This is a genomic window from Streptomyces sp. NPDC048002, from assembly GCF_040653275.1.
Lineage (GTDB): Bacteria > Actinomycetota > Actinomycetes > Streptomycetales > Streptomycetaceae > Streptomyces.
In genome coordinates this window covers 104307-123794 of the sequence record NZ_JBEZNL010000022.1, presented here as the reverse complement: position 1 = coordinate 123794, position 19488 = coordinate 104307, and the positions used below count along the sequence as shown (strand labels likewise).

General features: G+C 71.8%; 14 protein-coding genes. 7 read left to right on the top strand and 7 right to left on the bottom strand.

The features are described 5' to 3' along the window. Nucleotides 1–22 precede the first annotated feature (22 nt). From AB0E07_RS25255 to AB0E07_RS25235, 5 genes are read right to left on the bottom strand one after another with little or no spacing between them, the layout of a single operon-like run. Nucleotides 23–628 (bottom strand): ATP/GTP-binding protein, encoded by a 606-nt coding sequence (locus AB0E07_RS25255; RefSeq protein ID WP_362256379.1) that lies wholly within the window; start codon nt 626–628, stop codon nt 23–25. Continuing rightward, on the bottom strand, nt 609–4226 hold the full coding sequence (locus tag AB0E07_RS25250; protein ID WP_362256376.1) for a hydantoinase B/oxoprolinase family protein: 3618 nt from the start codon (nt 4224–4226) through the stop codon (nt 609–611). The genes AB0E07_RS25255 and AB0E07_RS25250 overlap by 20 nt, the downstream gene beginning before the upstream one ends. A 24-nt stretch (nt 4227–4250) precedes the next feature. After that, on the bottom strand, nt 4251–4646 hold the full coding sequence (locus AB0E07_RS25245; protein WP_362256372.1) for a DUF742 domain-containing protein: 396 nt from the start codon (nt 4644–4646) through the stop codon (nt 4251–4253). Nucleotides 4647–4655: 9 nt separating this feature from the next. After that, complete coding sequence (locus AB0E07_RS25240) at nt 4656–5093, bottom strand: roadblock/LC7 domain-containing protein (protein WP_362256369.1); 438 nt, start codon at nt 5091–5093, stop codon at nt 4656–4658. After that, nucleotides 5090–7936, bottom strand: a complete 2847-nt coding sequence (locus AB0E07_RS25235) for a nitrate- and nitrite sensing domain-containing protein (protein ID WP_362256366.1) — start codon at nt 7934–7936, stop codon at nt 5090–5092. Before AB0E07_RS25235 ends, AB0E07_RS25240 begins: the two co-directional genes overlap by 4 nt. Nucleotides 7937–8355: 419 nt before the next feature. Between AB0E07_RS25235 and AB0E07_RS25230 the strand changes: the two genes are divergently transcribed. Beyond that, the gene (locus tag AB0E07_RS25230) at nt 8356–8937 is read left to right on the top strand and encodes a hypothetical protein (RefSeq protein WP_362256423.1); all 582 of its coding nucleotides are present in this window, start codon (nt 8356–8358) and stop codon (nt 8935–8937) included. A 14-nt stretch (nt 8938–8951) separates the two neighbouring features. Here the strand turns inward: AB0E07_RS25230 and AB0E07_RS25225 are convergent, their stop codons facing one another. Together AB0E07_RS25225 and AB0E07_RS25220 are read right to left on the bottom strand one after the other, a co-directional pair. Further along, nucleotides 8952–10202, bottom strand: coding sequence for an FAD-dependent oxidoreductase (locus tag AB0E07_RS25225; RefSeq protein ID WP_362256420.1), 1251 nt, complete (start codon nt 10200–10202; stop codon nt 8952–8954). Next, a complete protein-coding gene (locus AB0E07_RS25220) occupies nt 10202–10525 on the bottom strand; it encodes a bifunctional 3-phenylpropionate/cinnamic acid dioxygenase ferredoxin subunit (protein WP_362256363.1) in 324 nt (107 codons plus the stop codon). The genes AB0E07_RS25225 and AB0E07_RS25220 overlap by 1 nt, the downstream gene beginning before the upstream one ends. 446 nt (nt 10526–10971) lie before the next feature. On the opposite strand from AB0E07_RS25220, the gene AB0E07_RS25215 reads away from it, so the two are divergent. The 6 genes from AB0E07_RS25215 (at nt 10972) to AB0E07_RS25190 (ending at nt 19415) form a co-directional block, all read left to right on the top strand. After that, nucleotides 10972–11715 (top strand): IclR family transcriptional regulator, encoded by a 744-nt coding sequence (locus AB0E07_RS25215; protein WP_362256417.1) that lies wholly within the window; start codon nt 10972–10974, stop codon nt 11713–11715. A 289-nt stretch (nt 11716–12004) separates the two neighbouring features. Then, on the top strand, nt 12005–13099 hold the full coding sequence (locus AB0E07_RS25210) for an S-(hydroxymethyl)mycothiol dehydrogenase (protein ID WP_362256360.1): 1095 nt from the start codon (nt 12005–12007) through the stop codon (nt 13097–13099). 89 nt (nt 13100–13188) lie between these two features. Continuing rightward, nucleotides 13189–15633 carry an FAD-dependent oxidoreductase gene (locus AB0E07_RS25205; RefSeq protein ID WP_362256357.1) on the top strand — a complete coding sequence of 815 codons (2445 nt, stop codon included), beginning with the start codon at nt 13189–13191 and terminating at the stop codon, nt 15631–15633. 25 nt (nt 15634–15658) lie between these two features. After that, entirely contained in the window at nt 15659–16813 is a 1155-nt protein-coding gene (gene solA / locus AB0E07_RS25200; protein WP_362256354.1) for an N-methyl-L-tryptophan oxidase, read from the top strand. A gap of 9 nt (nt 16814–16822) precedes the next feature. After that, nucleotides 16823–17965, top strand: coding sequence for an aromatic ring-hydroxylating dioxygenase subunit alpha (locus tag AB0E07_RS25195; protein ID WP_362256351.1), 1143 nt, complete (start codon nt 16823–16825; stop codon nt 17963–17965). Further along, nucleotides 17946–19415 carry an aldehyde dehydrogenase family protein gene (locus tag AB0E07_RS25190; RefSeq protein ID WP_362256349.1) on the top strand — a complete coding sequence of 490 codons (1470 nt, stop codon included), beginning with the start codon at nt 17946–17948 and terminating at the stop codon, nt 19413–19415. The genes AB0E07_RS25195 and AB0E07_RS25190 overlap by 20 nt, the downstream gene beginning before the upstream one ends. The last annotated feature ends 73 nt before the right edge of the window (nt 19416–19488 follow it).

The following is a 19488-nucleotide window of genomic DNA, read 5'->3' as shown; positions in this document are numbered from 1 at the left end:
GGCCGTGCGAAGCGGGCGTGGTTCAGGTGGTGACGGCGTGTCTGCGGCCCGCCGAGAGGGCCATGGCGTGCTGGACGACGCCGATGAGGACCTCCTTGACCGACTCCCTGTCGCGGGCGTCGCACAGGACCAGCGGTACGTCCTCGCCGAGGTCGAGGGCCTGTCGGACCATGTCGGACGGGTAGCGGTCGGCGCCCTCGAAGCAGTTGACACCGACGAGGAAGGGTATGGAGCGCCGTTCGAAGTAGTCGACGGCGGCGAAGCAGTCCTCCAGCCGCCGGGTGTCGGCCAGGACGACTGCTCCGAGGGCGCCCTCGGACAGCTCGTCCCACATGAACCAGAACCGCTCCTGACCGGGCGTGCCGAAGAGGTACAACACGAGGTCCTCGCGCAGGGTGATGCGGCCGAAGTCCATCGCCACCGTGGTGGTGTGCTTGCCCTCCACCCCGCGCGTGTCGTCCACCGGGCGCCCTGCCTCGGTGAGGTACTCCTCGGTGCGCAGCGGCCGGATCTCGCTGACCGCGCCGACCAGCGTGGTCTTGCCCACGCCGAAGCCGCCGGCCACCAGGATCTTGAGCGTGACGGGCTCGACCGGGGGCTTGCCGCGCTCAGAACGCCCGAAGATCATCGTTCACTTCTCCTGCTTGATGGGGTCGGGCGGCGGGTGGGCCGTAGCCTCCGCCACCGGGGGTTTCGACGACGAGTACGTCGCCGGGTCCGACGTCCGCGGCGTCGCTGCCGCCCAATGCGGTGACCGTTCCGTCGGCCCGTTCCACCCGGTTGACGCCGAGGGCCCCGGGCGCGCCGCCGGCCAGCCCGTAGGGACGGACCCTGCGGTGCTGGGAGAGCGTCGACACGGTCATGTCCTCCAGGAAGCGGATCCGGCGGACCACTCCGTCGCCTCCGGGCCACCGGCCGTCGCCGCCGCTGCCGCGCCGGACGGAGAACTCGTCGAGCCGTACGGGCAGCCGCCACTCCAGTACCTCGGGGTCGGTGAGCCGCGAGTTGGTCATATGGGTCTGCACCGCGGGCGCGCCGGGAAAGCCGTCGCCGGCGCCGGAGCCCGAGGCGACGGTCTCGTAGTACTGGTGGCGTGCGTTGCCGAAGGTGACGTTGTTCATGGTGCCGGACCCCTCGGCCTGTACGCCGAGCGCCGCGTAGAGCGCTCCGGTGATCGCCTGGGAGGTCTCCACGTTGCCCGCGACGACCGCGGCGGGCGGTTCGGGCGCGAGCATGGAGCCGGGCGGTACGACGATCCTCAGGGGGCGCAGACAGCCGTCGTTGAGGGGGATGTCGTCGTCGACGAGAGTGCGGAAGACGTACAGGACCGCCGCGTTGACCACGGCGAAGGGCGCGTTGAAGTTGGTCGCCAGCTGGGGCGAGGTGCCGGTGAAGTCGACGGTGGCCGAGCGGCCGGCCCGGTCCACGCGCACCTCGACGCGGATGACGGCACCGGAGTCGGTCTCGTAGGCGCAGGTGCCGTCGTCGAGGGTGTCGATGACGCGGCGGACCGCTTCCTCGGCGTTGTCCTGAACGTGCCGCATGTAGGCCTGGACCGCGTCGAGGCCGAAGTCCTCGATCATGCGCCCGACTTCGTCCACGCCTTTCTGGTTGGCCGCGATCTGGGCCCGCAGGTCGGCGAGGTTGGTCCGGGGGTTGCGGGAGGGGAAGGGCGCCTCGGTGAGCAGGCGGAGGGTCTCCTCCTCCCGGAGGCGACCGCCCTCCGCGAGAAGCCAGTTGTCGAAGAGGACGCCCTCCTCCTCGATGGTGCGGCTGTCGGCCGGCATGGAGCCCGGGGCGATGCCGCCGATCTCGGCGTGGTGGCCGCGGGAGGCGACGTGGAACAGGATCCGGTCACCCTGTGTGTCGAAGACCGGGGTGATCACGGTGACGTCGGGCAGGTGCGTGCCGCCGTGGTAGGGGTCGTTGACGGCGTAGGTGTCACCGGGTCGCATCGACGCGCCCCGCCGCCGGACGACCTCCTTGACGCTGGTGCCCATCGATCCCAGGTGGACGGGGATGTGCGGGGCGTTGGCCACCAGGTTTCCGTCGGGATCGAAGAGGGCGCAGGAGAAGTCCAGACGCTCCTTGATGTTGACGGACTGGGCCGTGGCCTCCAGACGGGCGCCCATCTGTTCGGCGATCGACATGAAGAGGTTGTTGAAGACCTCCAGGAGAACCGGGTCGACTTTCGTGTCGAGATCGGAACTCTCCGTAATCGTCGGGCGTTCCATGACCAGATGCCCGTCGTCGGTCGTCGCGGCCCGCCAGCCGTCGTCGACGACGGTCGTCGAGCCGGCCTCGGCGATGATCGCTGGTCCGGTGACGGCTTCGCCGGGAGGGAGGTCCTCACGGCGGTGGAGGGGTACCTCGCGCCAGGTGCCGCCCGTGTGCAGGCGGACGGTACCGGGGGGTTGGGGGTGGTCCCGGCGAGTGGCCGGGGTGGAGAGATCGGGGGCTTCGGTGATGCAGGTGGCTTCGACGGAGAGGGCTTCGACGACGATCGGGCGGTCGAGGACGAAGGAGTACGTGGCGCGATGACGTTCTTCGAAGGTGCGGCGCATGGTGTCGGGCTCGGCCAGCCCGACGGTGAGGGCGGTGTCGGTGCCGTCGTAGCGGAGCTGGGCCCGGCGTACGACGTCGACGCGGTCCTCGGGGACGTCCTCGGCGAGGAGTTCGGTGCGGGCGGCCGCTTCGAGGTCGTCCGCGGTCTTGAGGACGTCCGGCATCGAGGCGGCCGTCAGGGGGGCCTCGACGGACTGCTCGCGCATGGCCGTGGTGTCGGCGAGTCCGATTCCGAGTGCGGACAGGACGCCCGCCATGGGCGGGACGAGGACGGTGCGGATGCCGAGCGAGTCGGCGACCCTGCACGCGTGCTGGCCGCCCGCGCCGCCGAAAGTGGTGAGGGCGTAGCGGGTGACGTCGTGGCCCTTCTGCACGGAGATCCGCTTGACGGCGTTGGCGATGTTGGCGACGGCGATGTGGAGGTAACCGTCTGCGACCTGCTCGGGACTGCGGTCGTCGCCGGTCCGCTCCCTGATCCGGTCGGCGAGGGCGGTGAATCGGGTGCGGACCAGCTCGGCGTCGAGCGGCTGGTCGCCGCCCGGGCCGAACACCTGGGGGAAGTAAGCCGGTTGGATGCGGCCGAGCATGACGTTGGCGTCGGTGACGGTGAGCGGGCCACCGCCTCGGTAGCAGGCCGGCCCGGGGTCCGCTCCCGCGGAATCGGGTCCCACCCGGTAGCGGGATCCGTCGAAGTGCAGGACGGAGCCGCCTCCCGCCGCGACGGTGTGGATGTCCAGCATGGGCGCGCGCAGCCGGACCCCGGCGATCTGTGTGGTGAAGACGCGTTCGTACTCGCCCGCGAAGTGCGACACGTCGGTGGAGGTGCCGCCCATGTCGAAGCCGATGACCCGGTCGAATCCGGCCAGCTGCGACATCCGGGCCATGCCGACGATGCCGCCGGCCGGGCCGGACAGGACGGCGTCCTTGCCGCGGAACTGTCCGGCTTCGGCCAGGCCGCCGTTGGACTGCATGAACATCAGCCGGACGTCGCGCAGTTCGTCGGCGACGTGCCGGACGTAGCGGCGCAGCACGGGCGAGAGGTAGGCGTCGACCACGGCGGTGTCTCCGCGCGGGACGAGCTTCATCAGGGGGCTGACCTCGCTGGACAGCGAGATCTGGGGGAATCCGGTCCGGGCGGCCAGTTGTCCCACGGCCTGTTCGTGGGCCGGGTGGAGATGGCTGTGCATGCACAGTACGGCGACGGCGCGGATTCCGTCGTCGTAGGCACGGCGCAGTGGTCCGGCGAGGGCTTCCAGGTCCGGGGCGCGCAGGACGGTTCCGTCGGCGGCGACGCGCTCGTCGACCTCGACGACCCGTTCGTAGAGCGGCTCGGGGAGTTCGATGCGGCGGGCGAAGATGCGGGGGCGGTTCTGGTAGGCGATGCGCAGGGCGTCGCGGAAGCCCCGGGTGACGACGAGGAGGGTGCGTTCGCCCTCGCGTTCGAGGAGGGCGTTGGTGGCGACGGTGGTGCCCATGCGGACGGTGTCGACGGGCTCGTCGGAGCCCTTCATCAGCAGGCGCACTCCCGCGACGGCGGCGTCGGAATAGCGCGCCGGGTTCTCCGAGAGGAGTTTGTGGGTGAGCAGCCGGCCGTCGGGGCGTCGCGCGACGATGTCGGTGAAGGTGCCGCCCCGGTCGACCCAGAACTGCCAGCCAGTCACGTCAGTACCCCGCTTCCGCGCCGGTCACAGCGCCCGGAGGCCGTTGATCACGTCGCGCAGGATACTCTCATCGACCAGTTCGGCCGGCGGGACGGGCCGGTTGACGTGGACGAGTTCCCCGGCCACGAGGTCACCGACGAGCACCCTGACCACTCCGATCGGGAGGTCGAGTTCGGCGGCGAGTTCGGCGATGGACTGAGGGGTGTCACGGCACAGGTCGACGATGTCCACGTGTTCCGGGGACAGGGTCGAGTCCTCTTCCGGGTCGTCGCCGTGGGACTCGGTGACGACCACCGCGATGAGATCGAGGCGGTGCTGGGCCGCACTCGTGGTGCGGCCCCGTGTCATGGCGTACGGACGGACGACAGGTCCTGCCTCGTCGTCGAACCAATGGCTTCTTCCCTGACCGTCTGCGCTCATGTCATCCCACTACCCGCCCGCGGACAGATCGGTGCGTGGAGCGGTGCCCAGATGCACACCGACTCGCTTCACCAGGAGGGTCATCTCGTAGGCGACCTGGCCGACATCGGAGTCGGCGTCGGAGAGAACGGCCAGGCAGCTGCCGTCACCGGCGGCCGTCACGAAGAGGAAGGCGTCGTCGAGCTCGACGACCGTCTGCCGCACACTGCCCGCCTCGAAGTGCCGGCCCACGCCCTTGGCGAGGCTGTGGAAGCCGGACGCGACGGCGGCGAGGTGCTCGCTGTCCTCCCGGGTCAGGTCCTTGGACGCCCCGGTCGCGAGGCCGTCCCCGGAGAGCACGACGGCCCTGCGGATGCTGGCGACGCGGTCCACCAGGTCGTCGAGGAGCCAGTTGAGCTCGCCGGACGCCGTGGGCGCGGTGTGGTCGGTCACCTTCGGTGCGGTCATCGACCGTCCCCCTTAGTCGTTCCTCGTCGTGCTGTGCCGCTGCTCTGGGCATCGTCGCCCGCGGCGTTCTCCTCGCGGCCGCGCTGCCAGCCGCGCTGGAGCGAGGCCATGCGGCTGCGCACCTCGTCGGCGTCCCGTTCGACGGGCTCTTCCGGGCCCTCGGTCGGTCGGGCGGGATCCCGTTTCAGCTGTGGGGCGAGGTTGGCCTGGCGAACACGCCGGGGCAGCGGCCCCGTGACGGGACCGTCCTGCGGCGGCTCGGCCTCGGTCCGCCGGTCCTGCGGGTTCGCGTTGCTGGACTCGATCTCGGCGCGCCGGGTGCGCCGGGGAAGCGCGGGGGGCTCCCCGGAGCGGTCCCGGCCCGTGGGCTCTCCCGCGGCGGACCGCTCGGCCGCCGGGTCGGGGGTGCCGGCGCCGCGACGGGTCGGGGAGGCTCCCCGGCGCCGGGTCGGCAGGGGTGCGGGGGCACCCGGCTCCGGGCGCCCCTGGGGCGCGGAGGGCTCTCCGGGGGTGTCGGCCCGGCGGAGCCGCTGCTCGGAGACCGGCCGCCCGTGCGAGCTGACGAGCTTCGGCGTGTGGCGCCGGGGACCCGGGACCGCCGAACCGGATGGGTCCTGTCCGGACTCCTGGACCGGGCCGCCGGTGCTCATCGGCTCGTGGCGCGTCGCGGGACCGTCCTGCGCGCGGGAGAGGTGGGAGCGGCGCGGCCGGAACAGACCGCCGCGCTCGCCGTCCTCCTCGTCCGCGAAGTCGTCGAGGGCGTCCAGGTCGACCGGCGCCTCCAGTTCGACGGGCCCGTCCAGCAGCTGGGTGGGCAGGCCCGGCAGCTGTACGGGCACCTGGGCCAGGGCGGAGCGGCGGCTCTCCTCCAGCCTGCGGGTCTCCTCCAGCTCGGCCTCCTTCGAGGGGCCGGGGCGGTCCAGCCGGAAGCCGATGCCGTTGGTGTCGGGCACGTCGTCCGTCAGCAGGGCGTCGGGGATGAACACCACGGCGGTGGTGCCGCCGTACGGGGAGGGCTGGAGAGAGACCCGGACGTTCTGGCGCTGGGCGAGCCGGCTGACGACGAAGAGACCGAGCCGGTCGGTGTCGGACAGCTCGAACTCGGGGGTCTCGGCGAGCCGCAGGTTGGCGTCCAGGAGCGCGTCGGCGGCCATGCCGAGTCCGCGGTCGTGGATCTCCAGGGTGAAGCCGTTGGCGACCCGTTCGCCGAGCACCTGGACGGCGGTGTGCGGCGGGGAGAACACGGTCGCGTTCTCCAGGAGTTCGGCCACGAGATGGGTGAGGTCCGCGACGGCCGGGCCGGTGACGGCGACGCGGGGCAGCCTGCGGACCTCGATGCGCTCGTAGTCCTCGACCTCGGCGACGGCGGCCCGCACCACGTCCATGAGCTGGACGGGCTTGCGCCACTGGCGGGAGGGGGCGGCCCCGGAGAGGATCACCAGGCCCTCGGCGTGCCGGCGCATACGCGTGGTCAGGTGGTCGAGGCGGAACAGGTCGGCGAGTTCGTCGGTGTCCTCGGTCCGGCGTTCCATCGTGTCGAGGAGGGTGAGCTGCTTGTGGAGGAGGACCTGGCTGCGGCGGGCGAGGTTGACGAAGACCTCGGAGACACCGGCCCGCAGTTCGGCCTGTTTGACGGCGGCCTCGACGGCGGCGCGCTGGAGGGTGTTGAGCGCCTGGCCGACCTCGCCGATCTCGTTCCGGTCGAACTCCAGGCGCGGGACCTCGGTCTCGACGTCGACCTGTTCGCCGGTCGACAGCCTGCGCATGACGCTGGGGAGCCGTACCCCGGACGCCTCGTGGGCGTCCAGGCGCAGTTGGCGCAGATCGCGGATGAGGCCGCGGCCGATGCGCACCGAGAGGAAGAGGGAGAGCAGCAGGGCGACCAGTCCGAGGGCGCCGGCTACCGCCGCCTTGGCGATGACGCCCATCGCGACCGGTCGGACCCGGTCCTGGTAGCGGTCGCCCGCCTGGTCGTTGAGCTCGGCCAGCTCCTCCAGGACGTTGCCGGCGGCGACGTCCCAGCTCTTCGCGGTGACACCACTGGGGGCGCCGGGGCCGACGGAGACGGCGGACTGCTCGGCCACGCGCAGTGGGGCGCTGGCGGCGTTCTTCCAGAAGCGGGTGAAGCGGTCCCGCTCCCAGGAGGGCAGCAGCGGGAGGTTGACGTCGTAGAGCAGGCTGCGCTGGGCGGCGTAGTCGGAGACATCGCGGATCTCCTTGTGCGAGAGCCTGCCGACGATCAGCGCGGAACCGAGGAGGGCGTCCTCCCGGGAGAGCAGTTCCCTCGCGCGGGCGAGATTGACCAGGGCCCGGTACTGCTTGTCCATCTCCACGTTGTCCACGACATGGAGGTTGGCGAGCAGTACGTAGCAGGGGTCGACCAGGCTGTTGTAGAGGTTGAGCGCGGTCTCCCGGTCGACGGTGCCGTCCTCGACGCTGCGGCGCAGGGAACTGATCCCGTCGAACGCGTCCATGACGGCGGCCAGGCGTTCGTCCGTGCCCTGGCCCATGGCGTCGCGGACATCGGGATCCTTGGCGTTGCTGCGGATCTCGGCGATGGCGTCGTCGGTGGCGCTGCGGCTGCGCCTCAGGGCGGTGAGCCCGTCGGAGGCGCGCGGGTCGGCGAGGTGGACGAGTGTCTGCCGGCGCTCCTGCTGGAGGACACGGACGGTGTCCTCGATCGGGTAGCCGATCTTCTCCACGACGGACGACACGTTGAACAGCTCTTGTGCCTCGCGACCCGTCAGTACCGTGGCGAATCCCCAGATCGCAGTCAGGGACACCAGCGGCACGAGAAGCAACGCCACGATCTTCCGGCGGATGGACTTCCCGCGAAAGCGCATGGCCTCCCCCAGCTCGACCCCCGCCGGCCGGGGGTACACATGTGCGTCAACAAACGGCGCGAGCCTACTACCGACGCGCACGTAACTCGAAGAGCCGTCCGGAACCTGAACTTCCGCACCGACGGCGAGAGATGCGGAGTTGTCCGGCCATTGGGTGAGATTGCCTCCCGGAATCCGGCCTCGGCCGTTCGTGACGGCCTCGCGCACGCGCCATGCCAATTGGCCGGAATTTTTCCCTGGTTGGGAATCTTCGGGCGAGGTCGTTCGTCCTTCTTCATGGGAAACGGGGGCGGAATCGGCCACAGGAGCCGTGTCTCGCCTCCCGGCGGCGTAAATCAGCGCAAGCCGGGCAGCCACTGCAGTACGGGTCTTCGGACATGGATGTGAGTGGTCTGCCGGCGGTGGGGAGTGACACGGTGATGGGCACGGTGGAGCGGCGCAGGGCGCCCGACGACGGCGGAGCGACGGCATCCTCGACGGTGCCTCGGAGCCCTCGGCCACCGGATCTCGGCATCCCGGCGGCCCGGGGCGAAGCACCGGCGAAGGGGCGGGAGTTGCCGGAGGCGCACCAACGGAGCGAGCGGTACGAGCAGGAGGAGACCCGGACGCCCTACCGGCCGCTGTGGGTCGAGGAACCGGCCAGGCGGCGCCGGATGCCCGACCCGGTTAGGACGGCGGCGGTGCGCGCCGTCCTGATCATCGCCGTCACGCTGATCCAGGCGATGGTGGCCTTCCTGTGCACGTTGGCCGGGTCCTGGCTGGCGTTCCCGATGGTGCTGAGCAGCGTGGCCAGCACGGTGGTCGCCACGTGGGGCGCGCTGGACGTCTGGGTGACGCGCCAGGTCTGGAACCAGCGCAACGGGGTGGTCTCGACCCCGGCGAGCACCGCGCGGGCACTGCGGCGGGAGCGGCGCAGGGCACGGCGCCAGGCGAAGGCGGCCGAGCGGGCCCAGGAGCGGATACCCGGGCGCGGCGGCGCGGGGCAGCTGTCGCACTCCTGAGGCGGCGTGCGCCATCATCCTCCGGCCGGTTGATGCGTCGCGCACCGACACCGGCACCCAGCGTCAGAGCCCGGCACCTCGCCGGACGGCCGCCGGGCCACCCCGTCCGCCCGCTCCCCCAGTTCCCGCCGCACCCGTGTGAACGGGCGTGGCCGGTCCACTCCCAGCACCGCCGTGACGTGGCCGTCCCGCTCGTACACGGCGAGCAGGCCGCCCTCGGCCGGTGCGCCCGCCGTGATGCCGCCCTCCAGGACCCGCAGGGTGTCGCCCACACCGTGACGGCCCGCGAACTGGATGCGTGCGCCGTACTGGTCGGACCAGAAGTAGGGCACGGAGCCCGCCGTTTCGACCGTGTGCCCGGCGAGCAGGTTGGTGACGGCCACCCGGGGTTGTTCCGTCGCGGAGGTCCAGTGTTCCGCGCGGACCCCGCCCACCCGGGCGACGTCACCGACGGCGGCCACCTGGGGCAGCGCGGTCAGGCAGCCCTCGTCGGTCACGACGCCGTCGTGCACGGAGACCGGGGACCCCGCCAGCCAGCCGGCGTTGGGGACGGCCCCGATGCCGACGATGACGACGTCGGCATCGAGGACACGTCCGTCCGTCAGCGCCACTCCGGTGACGGCGGCCGCGCCCCGCAGTCCGGCGACTCCGACGCCGGTGAGGAGGCGCACCCCGCCGCGTCGGTGCAGGGCGGCGCACACGGCGGCCATCTCCGGGCCGAGTTGGCCCACGAGCGGAAGGGGGGCGGCCTCGACCACCGTGACGGCATGGCCGAGGAGGGCGCACGAGGAGGCGGTCTCGGCCCCGATGAAGCCGCCCCCGATGACGACGACCCGGCGCAAAGAGCCGGCGATCCCGGCGCGCAGGGCACGGGCGTCGTCCAGGGTGCGCCAGGTGTGGACGCCTCCGAGGCCGTCGCCGGGAAGCCGGCGGGCCGAGGCGCCGGTGGCGACGACGACACCGTCGGTGGGCAGGGCACGACCGTCGTCGAGCAGCACCGCACGCCCGCGGGCGTCGAGGCCCAGGGCCCTGGTGCCGAGCAGCCAGTCGGCACCGAGTTCCGCGCGCTCCTCGGCGTCGGTGAGGGCGAGTCGGCCCTCGTCGGCCCGGCCGGTGAGGAAGTCCTTGGAGAGGGGAGGTCGGTCGTAGGGGTGGTGGGGTTCGTCGCCGACGATCACCAGGCGCCCGTCGAAGCCCTGGGCGCGCAGTTCCCGGGCCGCGTACAGCCCGGCGAGGGAGGCACCGACGACCGTCACGGTCCTCATCATGCGGCCGTACCCTCCTCCACCGCCAGGTGGACATGGATGACGCCGTCGTCGACCGTGACCCGGTGGGTGCGGACGGCACGGCGGGCGGGCAGGCAGGTCGGCTCACCCGTGCGCAGGTCGAACGAGGCGGCGTGCAGCGGGCATTCGATCAGACAGCCCTCCAGCCAGCCCTCGGAGAGCGAGGCGTCCTGGTGGGTGCAGGTGTCGTCGATGGCGTACAGCTCACCGTCGTCGGTGCGGAACACGGCGACGGGCGGGGTCGTCCCGATGCGGACGGACTCACCCTCGGGGAGGTCTTCGAGGCGGCAGACGGGAATCACGGGCCCCCCTCTCGGTCCTGGACGCGGAGTCCGGACGGATGTGGCTCACAAGCGGCGGATGTGGTTCGGGTACGGCGGATGTGGCCCTGGTGCGGCAGGGAGTGCCGGGCGTCGACCTTCGTCGGTCGGTCCGGCGGGAGAACATGGAAGGAGAGACGGAACTGAAGCGTGCCGCGCCCCCGAAGGGCCGTACGTGCTGCTCGGCCCCTTCCGAGGACCGGACGCTTCGGTAACATGATGTTTCGTATGGCGCACGAGCAAGCGCTATGCGCAACAGAATCCGGGCGGGGTGACCGCCGCGTCAAGGGTTTCCCGCAGATGCGGCCCGAACCGGGCCCCCAGGTGGTGAGAGTTGAGCCATGACCCGCACGCAGAGACAGCAGTCCGGCCCGGCCGCGAGGACGGCGGGCGCGGAGAAACAGGGCGGCAGGGGCGCGGCGAGCGCCGTGCAGTCGGTGGACCGGGCCGTCAGCGTCCTGGAGATCCTCGCCCGGCTCGGTGAGGCGGGCGTCACCGAGATCGCCGACGAGCTGGACGTACACAAGTCGACCGCCTTCCGGCTGCTCGGAGTCCTGGAGAACCGTGGCCTGGTGGCCCAGGCGAAGGACCGCGGCAAGTACTACCTGGGGGCCGGCGTGCTGCGCCTCGCGGGGGCGGCGGCCGTGCGGCTGGACATCTCCCAGGAGGGCGTCCCGGTCTGCCGGGAGGTCGCCGACGAACTGGGCGAGACCGTCAACATCGCGGTCCTCGACGACGACGCGGCGGTCAACATCATGCAGGCCCGCGGCACCGCGTCGGTGACAGCCCAGAACTGGCTCGGCAGACGCACCCCGCTGCACGCCACGTCCAGCGGGAAGGTGCTGCTCGCGCACATGCCGCCCACCCTGCGGGAGGGCCTGCTGGCCCGTCCGCTGCCGCGGTTCACCGACCGCACGATCACCGGCGCCGCCATGCTCCGCGGGGAGCTGGAGGCGGTCGTCGAGCAGGGGTACGGGATCACGGCCGAGGAGCTGGAGCTGGGGCTGGCCGCCGTGGCGGCCCCGGTGCGTTCGCACGACGGCAAGGTGATCGCGGCGATCAGCGTCTCCGGGCCGGTCTACCGGCTCAACGCCGACCGGCTGCCCGAGGTGGCCAAGCGCATCGTGGCGGCGGGGGCGGAGCTGTCGCGCCGGATGGGGTACGGCTTCTGACCCACGGTCCGGCGGACAACCGGCCGGTCGGACCACGCCCTTACGGGCGCCCGACCTCGAGCCGATGGGCGCGCGGCCTGACGGAGACAGCCGGCCGAGAACAGCGAGCAGAGCGGCGCGGGACCGGGAAGACCTGGTCCCGCGCCGCTGTGTGTCCGGCACGTTTCCACCGGCCCGCGCCTTTTGCCAAGGGTTAACTCGCCCCTCTTGACGGCCGCTTGATGGCGTTCTCAATATGTTCCTCATCGCGCAACCCATCGTGCATTGCGCAACAGCAGAGGAGCTTGTCGTGCCACACGAGGTCCGTGCCGTAGTCGCTGTGAAGAAGGGCGCACCCGTCGAGGTGCGGACGATCCTCGTGCCCGATCCGGGGCCCGGGGAGGTTCTGGTCACCGTGCAGGCGTGCGGGGTGTGCCACACGGATCTGCACTACCGCGAGGGCGCGATCAACGACGAGTTCCCGTTCCTGCTGGGGCACGAGGCGGCCGGCACCGTGGAGGCGGTCGGCGAGGGCGTCACCGACCTCGCGCCCGGCGACTACGTGGTCCTCGCCTGGCGGGCCCCCTGCGGCGGTTGCCGCTCCTGCCTCCGCGGCCGCCCCTGGTACTGCTTCGATTCACGCAACGCGGTCCAGCCCATGACCCTGCTCGACGGCACCCCGCTCAGCAACGCCCTGGGCATCGGCGCCTTCGCGGAGAAGACCCTGGTCGCCGCGGGACAGGCGGTCAGGATCGACCCGGCGGCACGCCCCGAGGCCGCCGGACTCATCGGCTGCGGAGTGATGGCCGGGTACGGTGCCGCCGTGAACACCGGCAACGTCGGCCGAGGTGACTCGGTCGCCGTCATCGGCTGCGGCGGGGTCGGCAACGCGGCCATCGCGGGCGCCTGCCTCAACGGCGCCATGAAGGTCATCGCCGTGGACGTCGACGACAGGAAGCTCGACCAGGCGGAGCGGTTCGGCGCCACCCACACCGTCAACTCCCGCGGCACCGATCCGGTGGAGGCGGTACGGGCCCTCACCGACGGCCACGGCGTGGACATCGCGATCGACGCGGTGGGACGGCCCGAGACGTTCAAGCAGGCGTTCTACATGCGCGATCACGCCGGCCTGCTGGTCCAGGTGGGCGTCCCCTCCCCGGAGACGACGGTCGAACTCCCCCTGCTCGACGTGTTCTCCCGCGGCGGCGCGATCAAGTCCTCCTGGTACGGCGACTGTCTGCCGAGCCGGGACTTCCCGTTCCTCATCGACCAGTACCTGTACGGGCTGCTGGACCTCAACGCCTTCGTGACCGAGACGATCGCCCTCGACCAGGTCGAGGAGGCGTTCGCCAAGATGCACCGGGGCGAGGTCCTGCGCTCGGTGGTGGTCCTCCAGGGTCCTTAGGGCCCTCCCGGGCGTGCTTCGAACGTCCCGTCGTCCGCCCGTGTCCCGGCATCCCTGAGCGCGTTCACCCCACCCCGGCAAGGAGGGGCATGTCCAGCACGCCCGAAAGCCAGTCCCCCCGCGTGGTCGTCATCGGCGCCGGCATCGTCGGCTGCTCGCTCGCCGACGAACTGACCGCGCGCGGCTGGACCGACGTCACCGTCCTCGAACAGGGCCCCCTGCCCGCCCCCGGCGGCTCGACCTCCCACGCCCCGGGTCTCGTCTTCCGGACCAGCCCGTCCAGGACACTCGCCGAGTTCGCCCGGTACACGGTCGAGAAGTTCAACGCGCTGACCGTCGACGGAGTTCCCTGCTTCCAGCCGGTGGGAGGTCTGGAGCTGGCGACCACCCCCGAACGCCTCGCCGAACTCCACCGCAGGGCCGGCTACGCCGCCGCCTGGGGCATCCGCGGCGAGATCGTCAGCGCCGCCCGCTGCAAGGAACTCTGGCCGCTGATCGAGGAGTCGGCCGTCCTGGGCGGCCTCCACACCCCCGACGACGGCCTGGCCCGCGCCCTGCCGGCCGCCCGCGCCCAGATGGACCGGGCCACCGCGAGGGGCGCCCGCTTCCTGGACCGGCACACCGTCACCGGCATCGAACAGGAGGGGGGCAGGGTCACCGCGGTCGTCACCGACCGGGGCACCTTCCCCGCGGACCACGTCGTGTCGGCCGCCGGGTTCTGGGGCCCCGTGATCGGCCGCATGGCCGGGGTCGACGTACCGCTGCAGCCCCTCGCCCACCAGTACGCGCGGACGAAGCCGCTGCCCGAGCTGGCCGCTCACGAGGAGGAGGCGTCGAGGCCGATCCTCCGCTTCCAGGACCGCGACCTGTACTTCCGGGAGCACACCGACCGGCTCGGTATCGGCTCCTACGCCCACCGGCCGCTGCCCGTGGACCCGTTCGCGGTGCTGCCCTACGACGAGGCCCGCGCCCGCAGCCTGGACATGCCCTCGTCGTTCCCCTTCACCCCGGAGGACTGGGCGCCGAGCTGGGACGACTGCCGCTGGCTGATCCCGGCCCTGCGCGACTCCGGGATCGAGGAGGGCTTCAACGGCGTCTTCTCCTTCACCCCGGACGGCATGCCGGTGCTCGGCGAGTCACGGCGGCTGCGCGGCTTCTGGCTGGCCGAGGCGGTCTGGGTCACGCACTCCGCCGGTGTCGCCAAAGCCGTTGCCGAGTGGATGGTGGACGGGCGGCCCGCCGTCGACGTGCACGAGTGCGACCTCACGCGGTTCGAGGAGGTACAGCGTTCACCGGCGTACGTCCGTGAGCGCGGTTCACAGCAGTTCGTCGAGGTGTACGACGTTCTCCACCCCCTCCAGCCCATGGAGCGGCCGCGTCCCCTGCGCGTGAGCCCCTTTCACGCCCGCCAGGAGCGGCTCGGAGCGTTCTTCCTGGAGGGCGGCGGCTGGGAACGCCCCCACTGGTACGAGGCGAACGCGCCCCTCGCCGACGGACTCCGGCTCCCGCCGCGCGACGCGTGGTCCTCCCGGTACTGGTCCCCCATCGCCGCCGCGGAGGCGCGCGCGACCCGCGAGAAGGTCGCCCTGTACGACATGACACCCCTGCGCCGGCTGGAGGTCACCGGACCCGGAGCCCTCGGCTTCCTCGACCGGATGACCACCAACAACCTCCGCAAGAAGCCCGGCGCGGTCACCTACACCCTCCTCCTGGACCGGACCGGAGGCATCCGCTCCGACCTCACGGTGGCCCGGCTCGCACCTAACCGCTTCCAGGTCGGCGCCAACTCCCCCGCCGACCTGGACTGGCTGGCCCGCCACGCCCCCGAGGACGTCCAGCTCAGAGACATCACCTCCGGTACCTGCTGCATAGGTGTCTGGGGCCCGCTCGCCCGTGACCTCGTCCAGCCCCTCACCGCCGACGACTTCTCGCACGAGGGCTTCGGCTACTTCCGCGCGAAGGAGACCTACCTCGGGCACGTTCCGGTCACCGCCCTGCGCCTGTCCTACGTCGGCGAGCTGGGCTGGGAGCTCTACACCACCGCCGATCTGGGCCTGCGCCTGTGGGACACCCTCTGGGAGGCGGGCCGGGACCTCGGTGTGATCGCTGCGGGCCGCTCGGCCTTCAACTCCCTGCGCCTGGAGAAGGGGTACCGGGCCTGGGGCGTCGACATGACCGACGAGCACGACCCGTACGAGGCGGGCCTCGGGTTCGCCGTCCGCCCCGACAAGGAGTTCCTCGGCCGCGACGCGCTCACCGACCGGCCGGGGGAACGCCGGCTCACCCCACTGCTCCTGGACGACCCCGCCCACGTCGTCCTCGGCAAGGAGCCCGTCCTGGTGGGCGGAGTCCCGTCCGGCTACGTGACCAGCGCGGCGTACGGCTACACCCTCGGCCGCTGCGTCGCGTACGCCTGGCTGCCGGTGCTGCCCGCCGGGACGGCCGTGCACATCGAGTACTTCGGCGAGCGGCTCCCGGCCACCGTCGCCGAAGAGCCCCTGTTCGACCCGAAGATGACCCGCATCCGCCGCTAGCGGCCGCACGTCAGGAGACGCGCAGATGTCACCCACGTACGACGTGATCGTCGTCGGTCTCGGCGGTATGGGCAGCGCCGCCGCCCATCACCTCTCCGCCCGCGGCGCCCGGGTCCTCGGCCTGGAGAAGTTCGGCCCGGTCCACAACCGGGGCTCCAGCCACGGCGGTTCCCGCATCACCCGCCAGTCCTACTTCGAGGACCCCGCCTACGTACCACTGCTGCTGCGGGCCTACGAGCTGTACGACGAGCTGGAACGGGCCACCGGCCGGGACATCGCCACCCTGTGCGGCGGTGTGATGGTCGGCCGCCCCGACACGCTGGCCGTCTCCGGCTCGCTGCGGTCGGCCCGCCAGTGGGACCTGCCGCACGAGATGCTCGACGCCAAGGAGCTGCGCCGCCGCTTCCCGACGCTCACACCCCGGGACGACGAGGTGGCGCTGTACGAGAGGAAAGCCGGCCTGCTGCGCCCGGAGAACACGGTCGCCGCCCACCTCCAACTCGCCACCCGGCAGGGCGCCGACCTGCACTTCGACGAGCCGATGACCCGCTGGGAACCCTACCGGGACGGCGTGCGCGTGCACACCGGGGAGAACACCTACACCGCGGGCCGGCTGGTGATCTGCCCGGGCGCGTGGGCACCGCGGCTCCTCACCGACCTCGGCGTGCCGTTCACCATCGAGCGGCAGGTCATGTACTGGTTCCAGCCGAGGAACGGCGTCGAGGCGTTCCGCCCGGAGCGCCACCCCATCTACATCTGGGAGGACGCCGACGGCGTCCAGGTCTACGGATTCCCGGCGATCGACGGCCCCGGCCAGGGCGCCAAGGTGGCCTTCTTCCGCAAGGGCGCGATCACCACCCCGGAGACCATCGACCGCACGGTCCACGACCACGAGGTCGAGGCGATGGCGGAGCAGATGGCGGGCTGCATCCCCGACCTGCCCGGCGCCTTCCTCAAGGCCGCGACCTGCATGTACTCCAACTCCCCCGACGAGCACTTCGTCATCGCCCCCCACCCGGCCCACCCCGGGTCGGTCACCGTCGCCTGCGGGTTCTCGGGGCACGGCTTCAAGTTCGTGCCCGTGGTCGGGGAGATCCTCGCCGACCTCGCGCTGACCGGCTCCACCCCGCACCCCATCGGCCTGTTCGACCCCGCCCGCCTCGCCGCCGCGCCCGCCTGAGGAGCACCCGTGACGACGACACCCCTGCCCCCGAGCCTCATCGCGACGCTGCCGGGCCACTACTACACCGACCCCGGAGTCTTCCGGCAGGAACAGGAACACATCTTCGAGTCGATGTGGTTCTGCGCCGTCCGCAGCGCCGACCTCGACCGGCCGGGCGCCTTCCGCACGGTCCAGGTCGGCCGTGAGAACGTCCTCATCACCCGGACCCGCAAGGGCGAGCTGCGCGCCTTCCTCAACGTCTGCCGTCACCGTGGGGCGCGGCTGTGCACGGAGGACTCCGGTGAGGTCCGGCGCACCCTCCAGTGCCCGTACCACGCCTGGACGTACGACCTCGACGGTACGCTGATCGCCGCCCCCAACCTGATCAAGATGCCCGACGTCGACCGGGTCGCGTACGGGTTGATCAAGGTGGCGCTGCGCGAGTGGCTCGGCTACGCCTGGGTGTGCCTCGCCGACGAACCCCCCTCCTTCGAGGAGACCGTGCTCGGCGCCGCCGTTGAACGGCTCGGCGACGCGGCGGCCATCGAGCACTACGGCACCGAACGGCTCGCCCTCGGCCGGCGGATCACCTACGACGTGCGGGCCAACTGGAAGCTGATCGTCGAGAACTTCATGGAGTGCTACCACTGCGCCACGATCCACCCCGAACTCACCGAGGTGCTGCCGGAGTTCGCCGACGGCTACGCCGCCCAGTACTACGTCGGCCACGGCGCCGAGTTCGGCGCGGAGGTGAAGGGCTTCACGGTCGACGGCAGCGCGGGCTTCGACCGGCTCCCCGAGGTCTCGGCCGACCAGGACCGCCGCTACTACGCCATCACCGTCAAACCGACGGTCTTCGTCAACCTGGTGCCGGACCACGTGATCGTGCACCGCATGTTCCCGCTGGCCGAGGACCGCACGGTCGTCGAGTGCGACTGGCTGTACGCGCCCGAGGTGGTGGCGTCCGGCGCCGACGTGTCGAAGTCGGTGGAGCTGTTCCACCGGGTCAACGAGCAGGACTTCGAGGCGTGCGAGCGGACACAGCCCGCGATGGCGTCCCGCGCGTACCGGGGTGGTGGTGTGCTGGTCCCCAACGAGCATCACCTCGGGATCTTCCACGCGTGGGTCCTCGACAAGCTGGGAGGCGGCCATGCCGGACCTGTTCATTGACGGCGAGTGGCGGGGCGCGCTCGACGGGCGGACCCGGGAGATCCGGTGCCCCGCGGACGGCTCGCGGGTGGGAACCGTGGACGAGGCCGGCGGCAAGGACACGGCGGAGGCGATCGGCGCCGCCCGCCGCGCCTTCGACACCGGTCCCTGGCCGCGCACTCCGGCTCAGGAGCGCGGCGCCCTGCTGCTGCGCGTGGCCGAACTCCTGGTCCGCGACAAGGACCGGATCGCCCGCGCGGAGTCGCTGGACACCGGAAAACGGCTGGTGGAGAGCGAGTACGACGTCGACGACGTGGCCGCCTGCTTCCGCTACTTCGGAGGGCTCGTCGCAGGTGAGGAGTCCGGCCGGGTCGTGGACACCGGAGCGGACGGCATCGACAGCCGGGTGGTGCACGAACCGGTCGGTGTGTGCGCGCTCATCACGCCCTGGAACTACCCGCTGCTCCAGACGGCGTGGAAGGTGGCGCCCGCGCTCGCCGCCGGCAACACCTTCGTACTGAAGCCGAGCGAGCTGACCCCGCACACCGCGATCCATCTGATGCGGCTGCTCCACGAGGCGGGGCTGCCCGCCGGAACCGGCAACCTGGTCCTCGGCGCCGGCCCCGAGGCGGGCGCGCCGCTGGCCGACCATCCGGACGTCGATCTCGTCTCCTTCACCGGCGGCCCGGAGACCGGGCGGCGGCTGATGGCGGCCGCGGCCGGGACGGTGAAGAAGGTCGCGCTGGAACTCGGCGGCAAGAACCCCAACATCGTCTTCGCGGACGCCGACTTCGACACGGCCGTCGACATGGCCCTGACGGCGGTGTTCCTGCACTCGGGGCAGGTCTGCTCGGCCGGTGCCCGGCTGCTGGTGGAGGATTCGCTGCACGACCGGCTGGTGGACGAGGTCGTCCGGCGGGCCGTGGAGATCCGGCTCGGCGGGCCCTTCGACGAGCGGGCGCAGACCGGCCCGCTGATCTCCGCGGCGCACCGCGCCAAGGTCGAGGAGTACGTGGCCCGGGGTGTCGCCGAGGGCGCGGTCCTGCGCTGCGGCGGAACCCGCCCCTCCGGTCCCGGGCTCGACCAGGGCTTCTACTACCCTCCCACGGTGCTGGACGAGTGCGCCGCCGGGATGTCGGTGGTCCGGGAGGAGTCCTTCGGACCGGTCCTCACCGTGGAGCGCTTCACCGGCGAGGACGAGGCCGTGCGCCTGGCCAACGACACCGTCTACGGCCTGGCCGGGGCCGTGTGGACCCGGGACGAGGCGAAGGCCGCGCGGGTGGCGGCCGCGCTGCGGCTCGGCACGGTCTGGATCAACGACTACCACCCGTACGTCCCGCAGGCCGAGTGGGGCGGCTTCAAACAGTCCGGATCCGGGCGCGAACTGGGCCCGTCCGGGCTCGCCGAGTACCGCGAGACCAAACACATCTGGCGCAACACCAGCCCCGCACCCCAGGGATGGTTCAGCTGATCCCCGGGTAGCGGCGCGCCACACCTCGGCACCCGCACGAGCCGCTCCCTCCCCTCCCTCAGGCATACCAGGA